The 23,228-nt window shown below is 26.4% G+C and carries 21 protein-coding genes; 2 read left to right on the top strand and 19 right to left on the bottom strand.

Annotated features, from left to right (window positions below; all coding sequences use genetic code 11):
• Window positions 1–21 precede the first annotated feature (21 nt).
• From ABDZ60_RS05310 to ABDZ60_RS05265, 10 genes are all read right to left on the bottom strand, one after another.
• Window positions 22–1,227, bottom strand: coding sequence for a glycosyltransferase family 4 protein (locus ABDZ60_RS05310; protein WP_343776655.1), 1,206 nt, complete (start codon window positions 1,225–1,227; stop codon window positions 22–24).
• Window positions 1,228–1,476: 249 nt separating this feature from the next.
• A complete protein-coding gene (locus ABDZ60_RS05305) occupies window positions 1,477–2,724 on the bottom strand; it encodes a glycosyltransferase family 4 protein (RefSeq protein WP_343776653.1) in 1,248 nt (415 codons plus the stop codon).
• A 1-nt stretch (window position 2,725) separates the two neighbouring features.
• Window positions 2,726–3,832 carry a glycosyltransferase family 4 protein gene (locus tag ABDZ60_RS05300; RefSeq protein WP_343776651.1) on the bottom strand — a complete coding sequence of 369 codons (1,107 nt, stop codon included), beginning with the start codon at window positions 3,830–3,832 and terminating at the stop codon, window positions 2,726–2,728.
• A 32-nt stretch (window positions 3,833–3,864) separates the two neighbouring features.
• Window positions 3,865–4,917: a mannose-1-phosphate guanylyltransferase gene (locus tag ABDZ60_RS05295; protein ID WP_343776649.1), complete on the bottom strand. Its 1,053-nt coding sequence runs from the start codon at window positions 4,915–4,917 to the stop codon at window positions 3,865–3,867.
• 21 nt (window positions 4,918–4,938) lie between these two features.
• Window positions 4,939–6,105: a nucleotide sugar dehydrogenase gene (locus tag ABDZ60_RS05290; RefSeq protein ID WP_343776647.1), complete on the bottom strand. Its 1,167-nt coding sequence runs from the start codon at window positions 6,103–6,105 to the stop codon at window positions 4,939–4,941.
• 24 nt (window positions 6,106–6,129) lie between these two features.
• Complete coding sequence (locus tag ABDZ60_RS05285; protein ID WP_343776645.1) at window positions 6,130–6,789, bottom strand: sugar transferase; 660 nt, start codon at window positions 6,787–6,789, stop codon at window positions 6,130–6,132.
• Between the two features lie 48 nt (window positions 6,790–6,837).
• On the bottom strand, window positions 6,838–7,611 hold the full coding sequence (locus ABDZ60_RS05280) for a tyrosine-protein phosphatase (protein WP_343776643.1): 774 nt from the start codon (window positions 7,609–7,611) through the stop codon (window positions 6,838–6,840).
• Window positions 7,612–7,709: 98 nt separating this feature from the next.
• Window positions 7,710–8,363, bottom strand: a complete 654-nt coding sequence (locus tag ABDZ60_RS05275) for a CpsD/CapB family tyrosine-protein kinase (protein ID WP_343776641.1) — start codon at window positions 8,361–8,363, stop codon at window positions 7,710–7,712.
• A gap of 9 nt (window positions 8,364–8,372) precedes the next feature.
• Window positions 8,373–9,050: a YveK family protein gene (locus ABDZ60_RS05270; protein WP_343776639.1), complete on the bottom strand. Its 678-nt coding sequence runs from the start codon at window positions 9,048–9,050 to the stop codon at window positions 8,373–8,375.
• A gap of 661 nt (window positions 9,051–9,711) precedes the next feature.
• Entirely contained in the window at window positions 9,712–10,434 is a 723-nt protein-coding gene (locus tag ABDZ60_RS05265; protein ID WP_343776637.1) for a CpsB/CapC family capsule biosynthesis tyrosine phosphatase, read from the bottom strand.
• A gap of 321 nt (window positions 10,435–10,755) precedes the next feature.
• Between ABDZ60_RS05265 and ABDZ60_RS05260 the strand changes: the two genes are divergently transcribed.
• Entirely contained in the window at window positions 10,756–11,319 is a 564-nt protein-coding gene (locus ABDZ60_RS05260) for a sigma-70 family RNA polymerase sigma factor (RefSeq protein WP_343776635.1), read from the top strand.
• Window positions 11,320–11,637: 318 nt separating this feature from the next.
• Here ABDZ60_RS05260 and ABDZ60_RS05255 read toward each other — a convergent pair whose 3' ends face one another.
• Entirely contained in the window at window positions 11,638–12,312 is a 675-nt protein-coding gene (locus tag ABDZ60_RS05255; RefSeq protein ID WP_343776633.1) for a hypothetical protein, read from the bottom strand.
• A 648-nt stretch (window positions 12,313–12,960) separates the two neighbouring features.
• Window positions 12,961–13,521, bottom strand: coding sequence for a sigma-70 family RNA polymerase sigma factor (locus ABDZ60_RS05250; protein WP_016205577.1), 561 nt, complete (start codon window positions 13,519–13,521; stop codon window positions 12,961–12,963).
• A gap of 248 nt (window positions 13,522–13,769) precedes the next feature.
• Here ABDZ60_RS05250 and ABDZ60_RS05245 point away from each other — a divergent pair, with 248 nt between their 5' ends.
• Window positions 13,770–14,612: a Cof-type HAD-IIB family hydrolase gene (locus tag ABDZ60_RS05245; RefSeq protein ID WP_343776630.1), complete on the top strand. Its 843-nt coding sequence runs from the start codon at window positions 13,770–13,772 to the stop codon at window positions 14,610–14,612.
• 157 nt (window positions 14,613–14,769) lie between these two features.
• On the opposite strand, the gene dltC is transcribed toward ABDZ60_RS05245, so the two are convergent.
• The 7 genes from dltC to ABDZ60_RS05210 form a co-directional block, all read right to left on the bottom strand.
• The gene (gene dltC, locus ABDZ60_RS05240; protein WP_343776628.1) at window positions 14,770–15,009 is read right to left on the bottom strand and encodes a D-alanine--poly(phosphoribitol) ligase subunit DltC; all 240 of its coding nucleotides are present in this window, start codon (window positions 15,007–15,009) and stop codon (window positions 14,770–14,772) included.
• Window positions 15,010–15,038: 29 nt separating this feature from the next.
• Entirely contained in the window at window positions 15,039–16,193 is a 1,155-nt protein-coding gene (dltB, locus tag ABDZ60_RS05235) for a D-alanyl-lipoteichoic acid biosynthesis protein DltB (protein WP_343776626.1), read from the bottom strand.
• Window positions 16,193–17,707 (bottom strand): D-alanine--poly(phosphoribitol) ligase subunit DltA, encoded by a 1,515-nt coding sequence (gene dltA, locus ABDZ60_RS05230; protein WP_343776624.1) that lies wholly within the window; start codon window positions 17,705–17,707, stop codon window positions 16,193–16,195. Before dltA ends, dltB begins: the two co-directional genes overlap by 1 nt.
• Window positions 17,708–17,878: 171 nt before the next feature.
• Window positions 17,879–19,075 carry a D-alanyl-lipoteichoic acid biosynthesis protein DltD gene (dltD, locus tag ABDZ60_RS05225; RefSeq protein WP_343776622.1) on the bottom strand — a complete coding sequence of 399 codons (1,197 nt, stop codon included), beginning with the start codon at window positions 19,073–19,075 and terminating at the stop codon, window positions 17,879–17,881.
• 100 nt (window positions 19,076–19,175) lie between these two features.
• Window positions 19,176–20,126, bottom strand: a complete 951-nt coding sequence (locus ABDZ60_RS05220; RefSeq protein ID WP_343776620.1) for a UDP-3-O-(3-hydroxymyristoyl)glucosamine N-acyltransferase — start codon at window positions 20,124–20,126, stop codon at window positions 19,176–19,178.
• Window positions 20,110–20,862, bottom strand: a complete 753-nt coding sequence (locus tag ABDZ60_RS05215) for a polysaccharide deacetylase family protein (RefSeq protein ID WP_343776618.1) — start codon at window positions 20,860–20,862, stop codon at window positions 20,110–20,112. Before ABDZ60_RS05215 ends, ABDZ60_RS05220 begins: the two co-directional genes overlap by 17 nt.
• Before the next feature lie 178 nt (window positions 20,863–21,040).
• Complete coding sequence (locus tag ABDZ60_RS05210; RefSeq protein WP_343776616.1) at window positions 21,041–22,636, bottom strand: peptide chain release factor 3; 1,596 nt, start codon at window positions 22,634–22,636, stop codon at window positions 21,041–21,043.
• Window positions 22,637–23,228: the final 592 nt, after the last annotated feature.

Raw genomic sequence — 23,228 nt, 5'->3', positions numbered from 1 at the left:
CTTTTTCTATAGGTATCATAATTATTGCTTACTATATAGCTTTAAAAAAAGTTCTATTTGCTTTTGTAATGAATATTCTAATATATTTTTTTCTATATTATTAAAATACTTTTTCACATATTCCCTACTTGAAAATAATTCAATTCTATTTTTTAAATCTTGTAAATCATCAAACTGAAATGTTTCTCCAGTCTTCGAATTATTAATTATCTCAAATATGCCACCTTTATTTGATCCGATAACAGGAAGCCCATATTGATTTGCCTCAATAACAACTCGTCCAAAAGGCTCGTCCCAAATAGATGGAATAATCAAAACATCATTATTTATGAATTCAATTTTTAATTCTTCTGAGTTTAACTTTCCTTTATATAGTATCCTATCATCATTTAGACAATAATTTTCTACTAATGGTTTTAATTCACCATCTCCGCAGATATTTAGTCTAATATTGCTATTATCTATCTTATTAAATACATATAATAAATTTTTCACTCCCTTAATTTCATACAAACTTCCTACAAACAAAAATTTTATAATGCTATCCTTTTTTCTTCTTTTTTCTTCAATTATTTCTTTTGTATCACTTATGTCTATTTTAATACTATTATTTATATGTTCTTTAATTGAATATTTAAAATATCCTTTATCTATAAATTTATTTAATGTAAATTGTGATGGAGCCGTAACTATATCAACATATTTAGTTTGTCTTCTAAAGTAATATCTATATATAACTAAAGTTAATTTTATAAAAATAGATTTCTTTTTTTCAATTTCTAATGAACATGTTGGTGACAACAACCAATAGTCTCGCAATGTATGAACTATCTTTATATTTTTTTTTTTACATATTTTCCAAAATAACGGAGAAATTCCGAATAAATTATTTGTATGAACCACATCTGGACTAAAGTCACCTAATACAAAGTTAAACTCTCTTAATGCAGTATAATTTCTTAGTTCAATAATTTTATTTTTTATCTTTGATTTTAGATTTCCATTTTTTTTCACCATTTTCTCAATATTAAATAATCCTGCTTTTCCTCTATATACTACAATATCATTTATAACGTCTTTTTTAATATCTTTTTGAAAATTATCTATACAGTATATTGCTAAATCATGCCCTTGTTCTCTCAATCCTTCTGCTAGTAACTTTACACTATGCTCTGTTCCTCCTAACATATTTGGGTAATAAAATGAATTTACAACCAATATTTTCATATAGCACCAATCTTTCCTTTAATAAAAATTTCGTTAATCTATCTGTTTACTATATTTTTATACAATGTCTAGTTCCTATAGCAAAATAATCCATTAAGTTTAATAATATCTATGCAGATTAATAGAGTATTAATTTAATTAATTATTTAAATAAAATTAAATATTATATTCTATAATTCATATATATTAAGCTATATAGTATAATCTCATGCATTTACTTTTATATTATAAGGTATTATTAATTAAAATTTATTTCTTATTAATACTTGAGAATTTATAAATATTTAATATATCTTCAGCTATTTTTTCCCAACCATATTCATTTTCAACAAACTTTCTTGAGTTGTATCCTATTTCCTCCAAAGTAACCTTTTCTATGTTTAATATTTCTTCCAACTTATCTGCAATAGCTATTTCATCTTCTTTTTCAATTAAATAACCAGTTTTTCCATCTTCTATAATTTGTTTTAATCCCCCTACATTTGTAGCTATAATAACTTTTTCACATGCCATTGCTTCTAACGCTGATAAGCTTACAGCCTCCATTAAAGATGGAATTATAACAAAATCTGATAACTTTATAACTTCATTCATACTTTTATAATCTATATTCCCTAATAATTTTATACTACCTTCTAGCTTGTTTTCTCTTATATAATCCTCAACTTGTTTCTTATATTCAGGATAATCGTTATATTCATTCCCTGCAAATATGAAATTATATTGATTTATACCTCTATCATTAAGTATTTTTATACCTTTAACTAAATATATTATACCTTTTGTTGGTGCCCACCTTCTAGGACATATAACAACTTTTTTATTTGCATCAACATCATACTTTTTTCTTAATTCATTAATTTCATTTCTACTAACGTCTTTAAAAATATCTAAGTTTACTCCATTTGGTATATAGCTATATTTATTATCATCAATTATTCCTCTAAAATCAGCTAATTCATTACTTGGAGCTATAATGTAACTAAAATGTTCGGTTAATTTTTTTATTAAAAATTTACTAATAGGTAACTTTTTTAAAAATAGAAATTCTCCAGTATGATTAGTAAATATAACTTTAAACTTCTTTGATAGCTTCTTTGATAGTTTTATACTAGATATAAAATCATGTTGATGTAAAATAATCTCATCGGAATTATCATTTTTAATTTCTTCCATCAAATATTTAAATACTTCCATTAAATATCTATTATAAAAATTTTTTCTTCTATATCCATAAAATAATCCCTTCAAACTCCCATCAGATTTTTTTCTTAATTCTTCATATTTTAATTTATCACTTTCATCACCAATACCTACTATATGTACATTAATTCCATCTAAAATTGAGAATTCATTTTCAACTCCTATAGTAGGCTTTATTATTTTTACATTTATACCCTTTTTGACAAACTCGTTCGATAAATTATATATATGATTTTCTACTCCTCCAATAGATGGATAAAACATAGTTGTTAACATATATACAGTTTTTTTCATTTTATTTATCTCTCCTTAACAATTCTTCGTACACCATCCAAGTTTCCTTAGCACATTTATCCCAGGAAAATTCCTTACTTTTTTCATAACCCTTTTCTATTATTCTATCTCTTAAATTTTTATATTGTATTAAATCAATTAACTTTTTACTTATATCTTCTACTGAATATGGATTACAAAACAAAGCATTTTCACTACCTATAGTTTCCTTAAAAACATCAATGTTAGATAGAAGAACAGCTTTTTTTCTACTTAACGCTTCTAATGCGGGTAGTCCAAATCCTTCATAAATGGATGGATAAGCAACAAATAAACACCTATTATATAATTTTTCTAATTCATCGTAAGTTACATATCCTGTTATTATCACACTAGATTTAATTTGTAATTCATTTATTTTATGTTCTAATTGATTAAATCCCCATCCCTTTTTGCCAACAATAACAAACTTTAATTTAGGATTTATCGTTAATGAATTTTTAAATGCATCTAAGAATCTAATAAGATTCTTAGATGGAGCAATTGTTCCTACAAATAAAATAAACTCCCCATATATTCCAAACTTAGTAATATCAGTATTTGAATTAATATTACTTACTATAGGCTTATTAAATCCATTATTAACTATTCTTATTCTATCATCAGATATATTCGGATAATACTTTTTCAACTCTTTATATGTAAATCTTGAAATACATATTAACATATCAGCATTTTTAATTGTCTGATTAAATAAAAATTTCTTTGTCACTATTTGATTGCTAGTATAGTGTTCTTTAACTGTTATGAAAGCTAAATCATGTATAGTAGCAATCCTTTTTGATTTTGAAACAATCGGACTAGCATAATCCGGAAAATGAATAATATCATACTTATTATATTTATTAGCCAATTTAACTTGTTCAGTTAGTATTCTTGAAGCCGAAGACTTACAATCTTTTACTATAACTTTTTTCAAATTATTAAATTCATTTTTAAAACTATCGTTTAATATTAAATCAATTTCTGTTTTTTTTAAATTATTATATTGAAGCATTAAATTTTTAGCATAACTTGATATTCCTGCACCCTGCTTAGAATATAATAATCCATTAAAAAGTATTTTCATAACTTATCCTCTAATCTATTGAATTTATTAAATTAATTTTCTATAAAATCCTTAAATTTTTTTATATCTTCCATATATTCTTTATTTACTATAAAAATTGTATCCTCTGTTTCTACAGCCATGGTATCCTCTATTCCTATCATTACAATCCTTTTATTATTATTTATTGCCATATTAGATTTTGATTCAATTACTTTTACATTTTTAGTTATTATATTATCATTTACATCCTTTTCTCTATACCTATCTAACGCTTGCCAGTTTCCGACATCATCCCATCCAAACTCACTTGGAACAACATAAATATTCTTAGACCTTTCAAGGACAGAATAATCTATTGAAATTGACTCCGTATTTTTATAATTGTTATTTATAATTTTCTGTATTTGTTCTTCTTTTGCACTCGCTAACAAATGAAGAGCTTCATAAGTATTAGGCGAATATTTTTTAATGTTATTTAAGATATTATCTATACTCCACAAAAACATTCCGCCATTCCAAAGGTAATTTCCTTCATTTATATAGACTTCTGCTTTTTCTTTATTAGGCTTTTCAACAAAGGCTTCAACTCTAATAAAATCTCGATTATTAGTTATTTGATTTTCATGACTATACCTTATATAACCATAGCCAGTTTCTGCTCTCGTAGGTTTCATGCCTAAAGTTATAATTGCTTCATTATTATTTTTTATAAATTCATCGGCACTAAGAACTATATTTCTAAATTCATCTTCATCTTTAATAATATGGTCTGAAGGTAAAACTACCATATTTGAATCTTTATAATATCTTTTTATAATAAATGCTGATAGAGCAATACATGGAGTTGTATTCCTGCCTTCCGGCTCAACTATTATATTTCTTTCTGAAAGTTCTGGAAGTTGTTCTTTTACTAAACCAACATATCTTTCGCCAGTACATACAAATATTCTTTCTATAGGAATAATAGATCTTACCCTATTTACTGTCATTTGAATCATAGTTTCTTCACCTATTAAATTCAAAAATTGCTTTGGCTTCTCTTCTGTTGATAAAGGCCAAAATCTTGTTCCTTTTCCCCCAGCCATAATTAAAGCACATAACATAAAATAACCCCCTTATTATCTCTAGTCTCTTCCAAATAAATCCCTAGTATAAACCTTCTCTTCTACATCTAATAATTCTTCTACCAATCTATTAGAAACAATAACATCTGACATCTTTTTAAACTCATTTAAATCTCTAATCACTTTTGAGTTAAAGAAATTATTTTCTTTTAATGCTGGTTCATAAACAACTACTTCTATTCCCTTTGATTTAATTCTTTTCATTATTCCTTGAATAGATGAAGCTCTAAAGTTATCTGAATCTGTTTTCATTGTTAATCTATATATTCCAACTACCTTTGGATTTCTTTTTAGTATCATTTCGGCAATATGATCTTTTCTTGTTCTATTTGCATCTACTATTGCTCCAATAATATTGTTAGGAATATCTTCATAATTTGCCTTTAATTGCTTTGTATCTTTAGGTAAGCAGTATCCTCCATACCCAAAGGATGGATTATTGTAATGACTTCCTATTCTTGGATCTAATCCTACTCCTTCAATTATATCTTTAGTATTAAGATCTCTTATTTCTGCATAAGTATCAAGTTCATTAAAATATGCGACTCTTAATGCTAAATAAGTATTTGAAAATAATTTCACTGCCTCTGCTTCTGTAGAGTCTGTAAATAGAACTTGTATATCTTCTTTTATTGCTCCTTCTTTTAAAAGGTTAGCAAATTTTTCTGCTCTTTCTGATTTTTCTCCTACTATTATTCTTGAAGGATATAAATTATCATATAATGCTTTTCCTTCTCTTAAGAATTCTGGTGAAAAAATTAAATTGTTAGTATCAAACATTTTTCTTACTTTTTCAGTATATCCTACTGGAACTGTTGACTTTATTACCATAGTTGCTTCTGGATTAATTGCTAATACATTTGCAATTACCGCTTCTACTGTTCTTGTGTTAAAGTAATTTAATTCTGGATCGTAATTTGTTGGGGTTGATATTATTACATATTCCGCTCCTTGATATGCTTTATATGAATCAGTTGTTGCTATTAATTTTAAGTTTTTATTTTTTAAATAATCTTCAATTTCTTTATCTACAATAGGTGATATTTTATCATTAATCATATCCACCTTGTCTTGAATTATATCAAGAGCTACAACCTCATTATTTTGAGCTAATAATATAGCATTTGATAACCCTACATACCCTGTTCCTGCAATTGCAATTTTCATATTAAGTCCCCCTATTTTTTCCCTTTAACAAGCATTTTTATCTCCAAACAACACTCCTGCTGTTTTTAATATTAATTTTAAATCTAACCAAAAGCTTCTATCATTTACATACTGTAAATCAAGCTTCATCCAGTTTTCAAAGTCTATATTATTTCTTCCTGAAACCTGCCAGTAGCATGTAAGCCCCGGCTTTACGCTTAATCTTTTTAGCATCCATGGTTCAAATTTTAATACTTCCTTTGGAAGGCTTGGCCTAGGTCCAACTAAGCTCATTTCTCCTTTTAACACATTTATTAATTGTGGAAGTTCATCTATACTTGTTTTTCTTATAAACTTTCCTACTTTAGTAACTCTAGGATCGTTTTTCATTTTAAACATAGGCCCAGACATTTCATTTTTCTTTGCTAACTTTTCTTTTAATTCTTCAGCATTTTGCACCATGGATCTAAATTTATACATTTTAAATTCTTTTTTATTTAATCCAATACGCTTTTGTGAAAATATTGCTGGTCCTTTTGATTCTAGTTTTATTAAAATAGCCACAACTAGTAAAATAGGGCTTAGAATTATTAATCCTAATGTCGAAGCTATAATATCTAAAGCTCTTTTAGATATATTATATATAGCACTTTCTTTTCTTTCAATTTCTATTATTTCCTGCTCATTGATCTGAAGTCTTTCCATCACTAATTCTCCACCCCTTTTATTTATACATAATATTGTTTATTTAATTTATACTTTATTAAATATCCCAAAAAGTCCTTTTTTCTCTTTGATTAAATTTCCTATATACTTTACTTCTTTATTAATCAAAAGATTTTCTCCTGAATCTAATAAATAATTAAAGTAGTTTTTATCTAATTTTCTTATAGCTTGTACTCCATCTTTCATATTAGGATTTCTTTTTGCATCTCTATGAGCATCTGATCCTATAAAGCTATAAATTTTATTTTTTATATAAATTTCTGCATTTTTTTGTACTTCTTTTCCAAACTCTCCTGTAATACTTCCAAGATTTAATTGAAAAAGAAATCCTTCTCTTATAAATTCATTTATTAGTGAAGGATTTTTTATAAATTTTCTATATCTTTCTGGATGAGCTATAACAGGTACTATACCTTTAAGTTGCAGCTCATATATATTTTCAATAGCTTCTTTACTAGAAAAATCCCTCATGTTAAATTCAATAAGCATGTACCTTGAATTATTTATTGTTCCTATATATCCATTATCATAATTTTCTAATATATTTGATGTGTAATATACTTCTTGTCCACAATATATATCAATATTTAAATTTTCTTCCTTTGCTAAGCTTCTTACAACCTCTGCCTTTTCCTTCACTTCTTCTAGAGGTACTTCAAAATACCCTGGCATATAATGAGGAGTTAAAACTAACTTAGTAGTTCCCCCTAAGACAGCTTGCCTTAGCATATTCAAAGTCATTTCCCTAGACTTCGATCCATCATCAATTCCATATATTAAATGAGAGTGTAAATCTACCATTTAAAAACCCCCTTTTTCTAGGAAACAAGTGTCAGGTAACAGGTCTCACTTAGTACCTGTTCCTTGTTCCCTGTTACCTGTTCCCTTATTCCCTGTTTTTACTTTTCTCCGTAATAGTAATAGTATTTGTTTCTACTATTGTCTAATCCATTTAAAACTGTTCCTATAATATTTGCATTTACTTTTTTTAATAAACTAATTGCATTTTGAACTGAGTCTTTTTTTGTTCTTTCTGCTCTTACTACTAAAATTGCTCCATCTGCTTTTGTTGCTAGTATTTGTGAATCTGTAACAGCTTGAACTGGAGGTGTATCTAGTATTATATAATCAAAGTTTTTCTTTAATGCATCTAGTAATGTTGTCATTGCCTTTGATGAAAGCATTTCTGATGGATTTGGCGGTATTTTACCAGATGTCAATATTACTAAATTGTTATTATATCTATGCATTGCTGTAGCTAATTCTTCTTTTCCTATCATTACATCTGACAAACCTACTATGTTTGAGATTTTAAACTTTTTATGTAGTGATGGTTTTCTTAAATCACAGTCTACTAATATTACTTTTTTTTCTCCTTGAGCTAAACATAAAGCAAGATTTCCAGCTGTAGTTGATTTACCTTCTCCTGGTTCTGAACTTGTAACCATTATTACTTTATATTCTTTATCAAAGGATGAATATTGTATATTTGTTCTTAATGTTCTATAACTTTCTGCTGCTATAGACTTTGGTTCTTTTTCTACTATAAACATATTATCCTCCTAAACTTCCTTTACTGTAGGTATTACACCAATTACTGGAATGTCTAATTCTCTTTCTAATTGTTCTTTTGATTTAAAAGTATTATCTAAGAATTCTAATAGGAAGGCTAATCCTACACTTACCATTAGTCCAAGTAAAAATGCTATTGCAATATTCATTTTTTTATTAGGACTAATTGGGTTTTCTGGTAATTGAACCTCTTCTATAGTTTTTATATTTCCATTTGGAACTAATTCTTTTGATGTTTTTATAAATTCATCTGTTAGTTCTTGTATAACTACCTTTGCTTCTTGAGGATTATTGCTTTTATATTTAATTTGTAGTATTTGTGTATCTGTAACAGGTGACACTGTTAAATTTGCTAAAACATCTTCTGGTTTTAACTCAAGGCTTGTACCCTGTAAACTTCTTGATACTAAATCTTTTGTTTTTATTGCTTCTGAATAAGTTTTCATAAGTTTTTGATACATAAGGACATCATTTTGGTTATATGCTTGATTATCTCCTTCATCTTTACCTATAAAGACTTTTGTACTTGCTTCATATTTAGGTTTTATTACAAAGAAACTTAATGCTGCTGAAATTATAGTAGCTATTAATGTAATTGTAACTATCATTAACCATCTCTTTTTTAAAGCTTCAAATAATTCATCTAATCTTATTACTTGTTCTTCCACTGAAATTTCCTCCCAATATATAATTACGCTTTCAGCTTATTATATCATTAATAGACATAATTTTTATACCCTTATTTAAATTTTTAATAAACTTTATATTATTATTAAAATTTATATTTAATCATTAGTAATATAATTTTTGCAAAAAATCTGTATATTTTTTTCAAGAACAATACAAAATTATAGCACAAATTTATATTATTGTTTTACTTTTTTAACGACAATTTTTCTCTATATTTAAACACAATTTATATATTCGACATTTATTTAAAATTCATAACTTTTTTTATTTATAATATCATATTTTTTATTTATATAGTTAAAATTTAATTATATTTTTTCCTAGAAGTTTATGTGTTTTTTAGAATATTTTTTTATAAATATTTTCTGTGCCACTAAAATTCTATGAATTTTAATTAAATTATTTAATTAAAATGATGTTATTAAAAAAATAACATATGTAATCCTATGTTAACTTAAATTGTATTTTTAATTTCATTTAACACTATACTAATTTTTGTATATATTTGTCGTTTCATATAATATCTATTTTTTAACTTATTTTATATCAATATTATTTTTTGTATAAATATTCTTTTTTATTAATAATTATGCATAATTTTGAGTGTAAAATAAGATACTCAGATAATATCTGAATATCTTATCTAAAAAAGCCATTTTTCTTCTTTTTTGAACTTTTTAAGACTCTTTTTACTCTTACTCCATCTGGCTTTAAAATGAACAAACTCTTTTTACTTAAATCTTCTATTTGCTTATCTATATATTCTGCTTCTATTTGTTCTTCAAAACCAATAAATTGATATATATTTCTTTTTACTAATGCTTTTGCTGCTTTTTGAATTTTTTTACCATACACACCCTTTAAACTTGCAGGATCTAATTGAAATAAACATTCTTCATCTATAAGCTTGTCTATCTTCTTGTTATCTTCTATTATTTCATTTATTTTCTCAGGGCTTACTATTATAGGTACTAAATTTCTAAGTTTATATTCAAAAACGATTTCTAAAAGTTCATCTATTTTACTACATTCCTCTACATCTAGTAAAACAAAATTTGTTTTATTTATACTTCCTAAATTTCCTTTTATATACTCTTTTAAATTTTCATAATTATCTCTTAGTAAATTGGCTGAATATAGAGTTAAGTCTATTTCCTTTGCTTGTAAGTAGGCATTTAATTCTTCAACTATATTATTAACCTCTTCTATGTTGCTTTTGCTTTCTTCATCATAATATGCTGGGGCTAATACTAATCTTTTTATATTTAGCTTTCCTGCTTCATCTATTTTTTTAAGTAAAATTGTTGACTTGAAGTCGCCTTCTTTAACTAACTCCTTAAAAATCAAATTCGCAAATACCATTTTATCCCTCATTCCATCCATTATATTTTAATTATAAATCCAAAAATTTAATTAAACTATACTTTTATTTCTACAGCTTTTGACAGATAAATAGTAATTTTATGTATTTGCTGTAATAAATCGGTCAAATATTTGGTAAATTTATTTTTATTGCCACATTTAGTTCTACTATTTAATTTATATTTTAGTAAGATTAATCTAAAACATCTAAATAACCGTAATTTTTGTATTTTTTTAACTAAAACTTTTTTTATTTTTTTCTCAATTCTTTTATTTTAGGGGTATTTATTAATGAAAAGTTTAATTTAGGAGGAAAGATAAATGAAGGATTTATTAAAAAGAGCAAAGAATAATGATTCTTTAGCTAAAGAGGAAATAATAAAAATGTATTATCCATTAATAATTAAAGAATCTAAAATAATTTATTTAAAAAATAAGTCATTTGAAGATATTGTTCAAATTGGAATATTAAACTTACTTCATGCCATAGATAAATTTGATTTAACTAGAGATGTAGGTAAATTCCCTTCTTATGCCCTTTGGGCTATTAAAAATGGCTATAGATATCTTTGTAGAAATGAAATACGCTATAATGATGAGATTAGTTTAAATAATAAAACTGATAACGACTTTGAATTAGGGTTAAATATAGTTGACGAAAGTATTAATATTGAAGAAAAAGTTATTAATGATATTTTATATGAAGAACTTTACCTAGCCCTAGAAAAACTTGACTATGAAGAAAGAGAAATAATAGAGTTTTTATATATTTCTAATAGCAAACCAAACCTCTCAAAATTCTCTGTTCTTAAAGGAAAAGATTACTACTATTGCAGTTGTTTGAAAAAGAGAGCGCTTAAAAAGCTGAAAGCTTTTTTTAGGTAACAAGTAACAGAGATCAGGTAACAGGTAGTGAAACAAAATATAATGGATAAAAATAATATTTTAAAAACTTTGCACTATAATAACTTAATAAAAATTCAACATCTTCAACTGTATTTTTATATTTAATTTCCATAATATCAACTCCTATATTATGATATAAATTTCGCTAAAAGTATCTTTAGTGAATAATAAAAGCCAATGATTATAAATCATTGGCTTTTCAATTACGCTAAATTCAACTTTAACGCAATTATTTTTATTCAATTTAGATAATAATGGCTTAGATTTTAAGTTTAAAAGATTAGAAATATATGATTATTAATAAGCAACTATATTTCCATATCCATTAGCGGTACTAGGCATTGGAGCATACGGATATCTTGTCCATTTAGTATTAGCTTGTGCATTATACCAATATCCATTATAAGTATATTGATAATATTCAACCATCATTCCATATCCACTATTATAGGCTTCTTGGAAAGGACCATAAATAGCTGCTTCTTCTAATTCAGCTACAGCTGTTACGATACCATATATCGTTGTAGCTGCATTTAAATATTTTATGAAAGCTGCTGCTGCACTTGTAGCCTTAGAAGTAATATAATTCTTTACAGCAGAAATTCCTCCACTAGCAGCTAGGCTAGATAATGTTTTAAAAAAGTTCGCATCATATTGAGAAGCTAACATATCAGCAAGATTTTGACGTGTAAGGTATTCTACTTTTCGATATTTTATTTGATAATTATATGCTGTTGATGTTGGTCCCCCATGTGTGTATGTCCAAGTACCACCATTAGGAGCATAAAATGTTGAACCAGTTAATGCCATAAGAGATATTCCGTTATTATTAGATTGAGCAAATAAAAAACTATCCTCAAAATCTTGTAAATAATTAGATGGTGCATTTAAGTGTCTAAGAACAATTTCCTTATTCTCTTCAATATCTGGATAATCATTTTCGCTCGCAAAAACCGTTAATGAAGGACCCAATAATAAAATTGTATTATATTTTTTACTTTTTACAATATATTGAATTTAATGCTATATTTATATAACAGGGGATATTATGCTATATTTAAAGAGAAAATAAGGAGGTTATAATAATGAAAATTTTTGTGTATTTATATTGCATATGTGTTTTATTTATTAATATTAAAAATTTATTTAATAAAAACTCAACTAAAAAGAAAAAAATAAAATTTATTCTTAATATAGCTGTATTTTCAATTGCTTTAATATTAAATTATTATTCTAGTACTGAGTACAATCCACTATATATTATTTTTCTTATTTTATGTATACCTTTATTAATAATTTCTCTAATAGAGAATTTTAAAGAATAAAAATTATAGTTTTTTGTTTACTATAAATAAACTTATAAAAAAAGGTACTATTTCGCTATGATTATAGCGAAACAGTACCTTTTTACTTTGAATTTATTAAGCTATTTCATTATTCATAATCAATTCAAATCATATATATAACTTTACACCTTGAACATAGTGATTTTTAAAATTAATATTTCTGGGGTTATGAACCCCCCTACAAGCATTTTTACCTGACACATATTCCCTGCTCCCTTTCCCCTGTGCACTGTGAACTAAAAAGAAATTTGCACTAAATAATTTGTGGACTAAATTAATCATTAATTACTAATTGCTGCTTTAATTTTTCCATAACTTTGTCTCTCATATATCTTACCTTATAATATTCAAGCTTTAAATTTTCTGCATAAGCTTTTAGGGTATTTCCCTCCACATAAATTGAGTTAAGTAAAGCTTTTTCTTCTGAATTAAGTTGTTCTATAGCTTTGAATAAGTTGTTATTTAGTTCTTTTTTAATATAGTCTTCTGATATATTTACATCTTCATCTATAATTTCTTTTATTTGTATTGAGTTTGCTATTGAATTGTTTAACTTATTTTCATAATATCTTTTGCTTGCTTTTTCTATTTCTTTATTCATTTGATTTTTAATACTCTTTTGCACATAAGATGGAAAAGAATTGCTTAAATCAACATTAAACTTATCTATTGCTTTTATTATTGTAAGTCTTGCTATTTGCCTTATATCTTCTGATTCATATCCATATATATAGTAACTAATTGATGTTTTATAAACTAATGGTTCAAATTCTTTTAGTATTTTCTCCACTGCTTCTTTATCACCTTGTTTAGCTTTTAATATTAAATTTATCATAAATTATCCCCTCCAAAAACTTTATATTTTAATTATAGCAAACATATGTTCTAGGGGCTATAATTTATTATCGCAAGTTTTGACATGAAAGTTTTTAACCTTGAAATTTTTATTTTTAAGCTTTATGTATTATACTATATATAACAATTAATAATTCACAGTTAACAATTAGCAACTAATAATCAATAGTTAAATATTTGTAACTTATTGATATGTAATTGTTAATTGGCTTTTGGAGGAAATTATTTATGAATCAGAAAATCAAATTAATTTGCATTGATATGGATGGTACTTTACTAAATAGTAACCATGAGATTAGTGAAAGAAACAAGGAAACATTAAGACAAGCAAAAAAGCTTGGCGTTAATATTGCAATTACTACTGGCAGACTTTTTGGATCTGCAAGATATTATTCTAATTTAATTGGAATTGAAAATACTCCTGTTATAGCTTCTAATGGAGCTTATATAAAAACTAATTATGAAGATATTCCTATTTTAGAAAATTCTATTCCCAAGGAAATTGCTATTGAAATATATAAAATTATTAAAAAGCATAATTTAAAAATCAACTTTAATAGTTGGGATACTCTTATGAGGGAAGATGAAGTTCCTGATGATCATGCTTATACTATCATGAATAAACAGCTTCCTGAAGATAAGAAGGTTAAGTTTATTATAAATAGTGATTTTATATCTGCTATAGAAAGTTTTGATGGTAAAATCCTTAAGGGTATTGTAATTGAGAGAGAAAATTTAGATAACCTATGGGCTGCTAAAGATGAGCTTAAAGAAATATTTGGTGATAAACTTCATGTTGTTAGTTCTGGTACTGATAATATTGAAATTATGATTGGAACTACATCTAAAGGAAATGCCGTTGCACATTTAGCTGATATTCTTAATGTAACTGCAGAAGAAGTTATGTGTATAGGTGATTCTGAAAATGATATTTCAATGCTTAAATTTGCAGGTATTGGAGTTGCTATGGGAAATGGTCTTCAAATTACAAAAGATATTGCTGACTACATTACTGATACTAACGATAATGATGGAGTTGCTAAGGCAGTAGAGCACTTTGTGCTTAATTAGTTAGCAGTGCACAGTGCACAATTCGCAGTTAAGGATTAAACTACTGCGTAGTTTTTGAAGTTTAAATTTATAATTCAGCTAAGCTGAATTATCTCCATAACTGTGAACTGTGCCTTGTGAACTGTGAATTGTCTAAAACAGTGAACTAAAATAGCTTTTACACAGTAACTTTTAAGTTTTCTAAAAAGCTCACTAAATTATTAACTGTAGCCATATCTTTTCTTTCTAAATCTGTTGGTTGAAGTTTTATTCCAAATACTTCTTCTATTTTTAGTAATACTTCTATTATTCCTAATGAATCTAGTAATCCTGCTTCAAATAGATCTAAATCTAAATCCTCTCTTATTTCATCTGTTCCTGTAACTTCTTCAAAAATATCTAAAACTTTATCTTCCATTTTTAATCCTCCTAAATTTTAAGTGTATTTTATCTAAAAAGCCATCCTGAAAATAAGAATAGCCCAAAGCATGCTACGTTAAAGTTAATTGCAATTTGTGTATATTGAAACCACTTTTCTTTTTTATGTTTTTTATAAAACTTCCATTTTCTTTGTAGTATATCTGTAAGTACTAGTACTAAGCCTTGATATAATCCGTATATAATATAAAATAAACTCAGTCCATGCCAGATTCCCATAACAAGCATAGTTATTATTTGCGCTACATGTGATGCGGTGAATCTGCTTTTAAACCTCTTTTTTCTCATTGAGCTTAATACAATTCTAGAATATAAATAATCTCCAAACCATTTTGATAAGGATATATGCCATCTAGTCCAAAATTCTTTCATATCTTTACTTAAAAATGGCTTATTAAAGTTATCTGGTGTTTTTATTCCTAGCACATAACTTGTCCCAACTGCGAATGAACTGTATCCTGCAAAGTCAAAGAATAAGTATAAACTATAAGCATACATATAACTTAATCCATTTAAGAATGTTATTTCTGTTGGTATTTTAATCATCCACATAGTATTAATTATGTATGCTATGACAAATTTATATCCAAGGCCTATTATTATTTTTCTAAGACCAATATATAAATAGTCCTCTAGATATTCCTTTTTCTCTATTTTTCTGTTTAAATCTTCTTCAAACCTTCTAAATCTATCTATTGGTCCTGAGCTTAGTGTAGGGAAGAATAATAAGAAGTAAACTAATGTTGAAAATTTAACTTCTTTTATTGCTCCATCATATATTTCGATTATCATTTGTATTGCTTTAAAATTAAGGTATGATAATCCAATAAATCCCATTGGCCCAAAGCTAACAAATACAGATGTTTTTGTTATAATAACTGGTAACATTGATGAAAATAATGCTAAATAATAAATTATTTTATTGTCAGTCTTTTTTCTTATAAATAAATATCCATATATTACTGTAAATTCACCTAAAATAAACATAATAAATAGCATTAAATTATATTTTCCAGTTCCAATAATTAAGCCAACCATCAATATGGATATAATTACTCCATATGACTTTATATTTTTTCCTCTTATCCCCATTATTATTGCAGGTATAAATGATAGCAACAATATATATAGGTATAAATAATCTCCATACTGTGCTAATTTCATTATCTAAGTTCCTCCATAAGTTTCTTTCTATCAATTTTTCCATTTGTGTTTATTGGAAATTCCTTTAAAACCTTTATGTTTCTTGGAATCATATATGAAGGTATATATTTTTTTAGTTCATCCTTTATTAATATTGAATTTTTTAAACTACTTAACTCATTTTCTTCTTTTAATGTAACAAAAGAAGCAAGATGAGATATTTTTTCATCCTTATATACTGGAAATACAACACAGTTATTTACATTAGATACTTTTCTTAAATTATTTTCAATATCTTCAAGTTCTATTCTGAAACCATTAAGCTTTATTTGAAAATCTTTTCTACCACAATAATATATAATTCCATTTTCATAATAAGCTAAATCTCCAGTCTTATATCCTCTTAAAACTTCACCATTAGCTTCCTCATAAAAGAATACTTTATTTGTCATTTCTTCATTATTAAAATATCCTTTACTTATACTTTTCCCTAATGCTAATAGTTCTCCTTTTTCTCCATCCTTTAAAGTATTTCCTTTATCGTCTACAATTTTTAATATTCCTCCATCCATAGGATATCCAATAGGAATAGATCTTTCATCTTCTAACATTTTTTCTGTAACATCTATAGCTGATAATAATACAGTACCTTCAGTTGGACCATATCCATTTATTATTCTTACTCCTTCAAATCTTTCCATCAATTCTTTAATTAGTTTTTTGGAAAGTACTTCTCCAGCAAAAAAGAATGTTCTTAAATTTGGCATAAGACTACTATTAAAATTAGAATCTTTAATACACATCTCTGCAAGAGCTGGTGTTGATACCCACTCTTTAATATTTGATTCCTTTAAATTTGAAAATAAAAGTTTAAAATCTTCTAATGTTTTCTTTGATAAACTATTCAATGTCTTTCCGTATATCAATCCTAAGTATATAGGTATAACTGATACATCAAAGGAATATGACACTTGATTCATCATAACATCACTGCTATCATCTAAGTTCATATATTTTCCAAACCAATTATTGAATGAATCTAAGTTATTCTTACTTATTTGAACTCCTTTTGGTTTTCCTGTGCTTCCTGATGTAAATAAAATATATGCATTTTCATCATCTTTAACCCAATTTTCTTCTGGAACAACTTGTCCCATCAAGCTGCTTATTATATTTTCTATAGATGTCTTATTATATACTTTCTCTATTCCTAAGTCTTCTTCTGTAAAATTTATTACTATCTTAGCTTCAACTTCTTCAATTACTTGTTTTACTCTTTCAACTGGAAAAGTTACATCTAATGGTATATATGCTCTTCCTGATTTTAAAGATCCAAGCATTAAAACTAATATTAAATTTTCTTTATTCCCATGTATTACTATAGGTGACTTATCTTCTTTATATTCTTTTATAAAATAAGTTGCTATTGCATCTGACATTTTATCTAATTCATTATAAGTTAGCTGTTCCCCATCACAAATTACTGCCAAGCGACCTTCATTTGCATATTTTTTTACATTATGCAATATATCCATATTTATTTCTCCTTAATCACTTTATTAATGTTTTATAATTATCTAAATTAATTAATTTCAATCTAAAATTGATTATATATAAATGGTAGATCCTTTAATGTTGATAATATAAATATTAAAAAAATTGCTATTAATATCACTGTTAAAATTAATGAATCTATTAATTCCTTTTTATCTTTCATTAAAGTACTTATACATTTCTTCATTTATATTTAACCAACCTTTCCATCCTAAATGCATTACATCACTTAAGTAATACTTTTCATATTCTTTATTTTGTAAATTTAATACATCAAATCCGTTTTCTTTAGCAATAGATTCTAATGTACCATAAAATTTTATTCTTTCTTCTACAGTCCATCCTAGATGATCGTAATATAAGCCATTAACAGGCATTAATATAATAAGTGGTTTTGTACCTAATTCATTACTTACTTTTAAGAAAAATTTATAATCTTCCAACTCAGGAGCACTCAATAAATCTTTTTCTTTCCATTTATCTTTAACTTCATCATAATTTTCTTTTATATAAGTATTATAATAGTCATCATCTAAGTTTAAGTCATTATTAGTTACCTTTGAAGCCCCTTGCCCTTCTGCCTTATTATATTCTTCTCCCCAATTTATTACTTTTAAAATTTTACCATCACTATTTTTTTTATTAAGTTTTTCTAATGTTTTAATAGTCTGAGCTTTATCTTTTGTTTCTAGCATATACTCTTTTAAATTATAATAAGGTTTTAACATTGTTAAGATAATTTTTGAAAGTATATCATCTCTAACATATAATTTAGCATAAACTGCTTCTTCTATATATTCACCACTTTGCTCTAATAAAGTTCCAACTCTTTCTGCAAAATACCGTTTACTATCATTACTTAATTTATCGTTATGAAAAAAATTATAGAATTGGAATTCTGAGAAATTAACGCTAAACTCACTTCCAGTTCCTTTTATAGGATCAAAATCAAACCATTGTGCAGATACAATAATTGCAATTTTATCTTTAGATTTTAAATTATTGGTACTACTTAAAATAGCCGAATGTTGCAATGTTTGTGTATGCGCTCTTCCATAAATACTTACATCATAATCCGCCCCTTCAAAAGGGAAAAAATTTATTGGATTTTGTTCAATTTTGGCACTCAATTCTGATGATCCTAATAACATTAAATCATCATCACTTTTCATTTTATCCTTGAGAAGTCCCCCTCTATCTCTTACAATATTATTATATGTATGCTTTACACTTGAAATATCCTTTATATCTTTTAGTGATTCATACTTTTTATCTAAAAACTTGTTCAATGCTACGGAAAAAATAATAATTAAAGCTATTGGTATTAAAAAATATTTAAATTTCTTCATGATTACTCCTATTTATTATTTTAATATATAAATATATATATTATTATTCTATATTAATCTCTTCCCTTAAATAATTATTCTCTAAAATATTATTATTAATTTACTCCTCACTTATCATTTTTGTTTTTATTCTTTTAAACTTCTTAGCCTCTTCTAAGGTTTCTGCTGGAGCTCCAACCATCACTTGATTATCTTCAACTGGTTTTGTTATTACTGAACCCATTCCAATTGTAACATTTTCGCCAATTCTTATTCCATTTATAATTGAAGTATTTGGTGCTAACCATGAATTTTTACCTATAATACAACTTCCACTTACTTCTGCACAAGCTGTGACTATTGAATTTTCTCCAATAAATACATTATGAGCTATATGCACATGATCATCAATTTTAGCATAATCTTCTATTATCGTAGGTTTTATTGTTCCTGAACAGATAGTTGTTATTGCTCCTATTTCAACATTATCCCCTATCATTACTCCCCCTATATGAGGAATTCTAAAGTTTTTCCCTTCATAATCCTTTTCAAAACCAAATCCATATCCACCAATAACACAATTTTCTCTAATAATACAATTTTGACCTATTCTTACATTGGCCTTTATTCTTGCACCGGATAAAATTCTTGTGCCTTTCCCTATAGTTACATTTGGCCCTATAAATGATCCTGGTTCTATTTTTACTGAACTATGAATATCAGCAGATGAAGCTATATATGAACCATTTATTGTTTCAACTTTGTAATTTTCTTCTTGCTTTGACAATATAAAGTCTACAAGTTTTGCATATTCAAATCTTGGATTTTTCACAAATATATATGCATTTTCATTATAGGATATATGGTTCTTGTATTCTTCTCTTAATAATATAAATATATTTTTAGCTTTATTAATTTTTTCTATAAACTCTTCTTTATATTTATTAACAAATAAAATTGTATTGTTCTCCATATCATTTAAGGTTGATATTCCTTGTATTTCAAAATTAGAGTTCAATACTATATCTTCATATTCTAATTTTTCAATTACTTCATTAATTGTAATCTTCACACTCATTCTCCTTTACTATAAGATTTTTCTTATTATAAATCGTTATATTATTTGATAAGTCATTACTCATCTTTCTTAATTTATATTGTAAAAAACCTTTTAATCTTTCTTGATTAACTAATGATTTTTCCTTCCACCAAATTGCGTGAGTTAAAAATTGAAGTTTTTCTGGTAAATCTTCATTTAACATACAACAAATACACCCATTTTGCCATATACCTCTACTATCTGATATATAAGCAAACTCTTTAAAGAACCTTTTTGAGTAAGTATTTATATATTTCCCACATTTTAAATCACTATTTAGAATATACTGAGATGGCCTATGAAATGATACGGTTTTTATATCTAAATCAAAATATATCTTTATTATTTCGCTCTCTTTATCTATATACGAAATTAATTCTTCTCTTGAATTACAAATATGTGATGTTTCATCATAATGTAATCCTATTTCATGTCCCAATTCAACTATCTGCATTATAATATTCTTATATCTATTCTCAAATATATTATAAAATGGTGAACTAATCCATATAAAATAAACAGCCTTCATTCCGAGATCAGCTTCGATCTTTGCCATCTCTAATGCAGCATCTAAATCTAGATCAATATCATGTCTTATTATAATTTGTCTACCTTCTATTTCTTCATCAAAAAAGGTACTTTTATATCCTTTGTCTTTTGCTAATGTTAATATTTCTTTATAGTGATTAAATGAAAAATTACACTTCATCAAATTCATCTCCTAATTATATATCTCCCATATAAAACCTATTAAACCAATTTTATATAACACATATGTATTTTTTATTATAATATTTTTTATCTTATCTGTATATAATTGTATATTAAAACCATAAAAATGCAATAAAATGATTATTAAATTCATTTTATTGCATCATTAAATTTAATTATTCTTCACTTTTACCAACACCAGACAATATTAATCCTTTGTTATGATCTAATGCCCAGCTAATACCCCAGTCATTTTGGAATATAAGGATATTTCTATCTTTAAAGTCTTTAACTTTTTTAGTATCTGAAGTTAAATTTAACTTATCCATATCAATATCTTTATTTTCTATCCATCTTACATATCTAAATGAAAGTCTATCCATCTTAATATCAACGTTGTATTCATTTTTTAATCTGTATTCTAAAACTTCAAATTGAAGTACACCTACAACTCCAACTATTATTTCTTCCATTCCTATAAATAGTTCCCTAAATACTTGGATTGCCCCTTCTTGAGCTATTTGTGTAACACCTTTTACGAATTGCTTTCTTTTCATTGTATCTACTGGTCTTACTCTTGCAAAATGTTCTGGTGCAAAGGTCGGAATACCTTCAAATTTAAATTTCTTTGATGGGGCACATAAAGTGTCTCCTATTGAGAATATACCTGGATCAAATACTCCAATTATATCTCCTGCATATGCTTCTTCAACTATTTCTCTATCTTGAGCCATAAATTGTTGTGGTTGTGCAAGTTTGATCTTCTTACCACCTTGCATATGATAAACATCTTCACCTTTTTCAAATTTACCTGAGCAAATTCTCATAAATGCAATTCTGTCTCTATGAGCTTTATTCATATTTGCTTGAATTTTGAATACAAAGGCAGAGAAGTTTTTATCAAATGGATCTATTTCTCCTATGCTTGAGTTCCTTGGTAGTGGTGCAGTAGTCATTTCTAAGAAGTGCTCTAAGAATGGCTCAACACCAAAGTTTGTTAAAGCTGATCCAAAGAATACTGGTGTTAATTCTCCTGATTTTACTTTTTCTATATCTAAATCATCTCCAGCTATATCTAAAAGTTCTATATCTTCCATTAACTTATCGTGAAGAGCTTCCCCTAGTATTTCTCTAAATCTTGGGTCATCTACTGAGCCTTCAACTGCCTCTACTGCACTTTGACCATGATTTCCCGCTGAAAAGGCTATAATTCTATTGTTATCTCTTTCATAAACACCTTTAAATTCTTTACCAGAGCCTATTGGCCAGTTCATTGGATATGTTTTTATTCCAAGTTCATTTTCTATTTCTTCTAATAATCCAAATGGATCTTTTGATTCTCTATCCATCTTATTTATAAATGTAAATATAGGCATTTCTCTAAGAGATGCAACATGGAATAGCTTTCTTGTTTGATCTTCTATACCCTTTGCTCCATCTACTACCATTACAGCACTATCTGCTGCCATAAGAGTTCTATATGTATCTTCTGAGAAGTCTTGGTGTCCTGGTGTATCTAATATGTTTATACAATGTCCTCTATAATTAAATTGCATTACTGAGGAAGTAACTGAAATACCTCTTTGCTTTTCTATTTCCATCCAGTCTGATACTGCATGTGTAGAAGCCTTTCTTGCTTTAACTGAACCTGCAAGTCTTATTGCTCCTCCATATAGTAAGAACTTTTCTGTTAATGTTGTTTTACCTGCATCTGGATGGGATATAATAGCAAAGGTTCTTCTTTTTTCTATTTCATTTATGTAATCTGCCAAAGTAGCTTCCTCCTTAAAATTAAGTTTTAGGCACATGAAAATAAATAATAAACCAAAGATGCGACGAATATTTTGTGTAAGACAAGGAAGTAAATTTTCAGATACTGGTAGTTATCTAAAAATTTACTGACGCAGTATTACGCAAAATAGGCTAGCATACTGGTCTATTATTTATTTGATTGTGCCTTATCTCTATTTCTCTAGTTATTCATTATACCCTAAAGTTTAATAATTTAAAATGAAAATTTGAAATAAATTGCGAATATAAAGGCTACGATAAATAGCTATGTTTCATAAGCTAAATAGCTACGAAAAGAAGTACTAGGCTCGGAGAACTACTATGCCAAGAGTTTTGGTTAAACTCGCTGCGCTCAGACAAACCAACAACACTAAGGCATAGTATTTCTTCCTTCACCAAGTACTTCTAGTTTCTAAACTATATGCTTATTTCACATATTCTATTTACCTTCGCCAACTTATATTAAGAATTTAAATTAATAATGAATTAAGTTATTAGTAAAAAATAATTGGTGATGGACATTAAAAATTTAGTTAAGTGTAGCAGACTATAATTGAGCTTGTTCCCTGTTCC

Source organism: Clostridium sartagoforme (assembly GCF_039521405.1).
Lineage (GTDB): Bacteria > Bacillota > Clostridia > Clostridiales > Clostridiaceae > Clostridium > Clostridium sartagoforme.
This window is presented reverse-complemented; position numbering and strand designations above follow the sequence as displayed.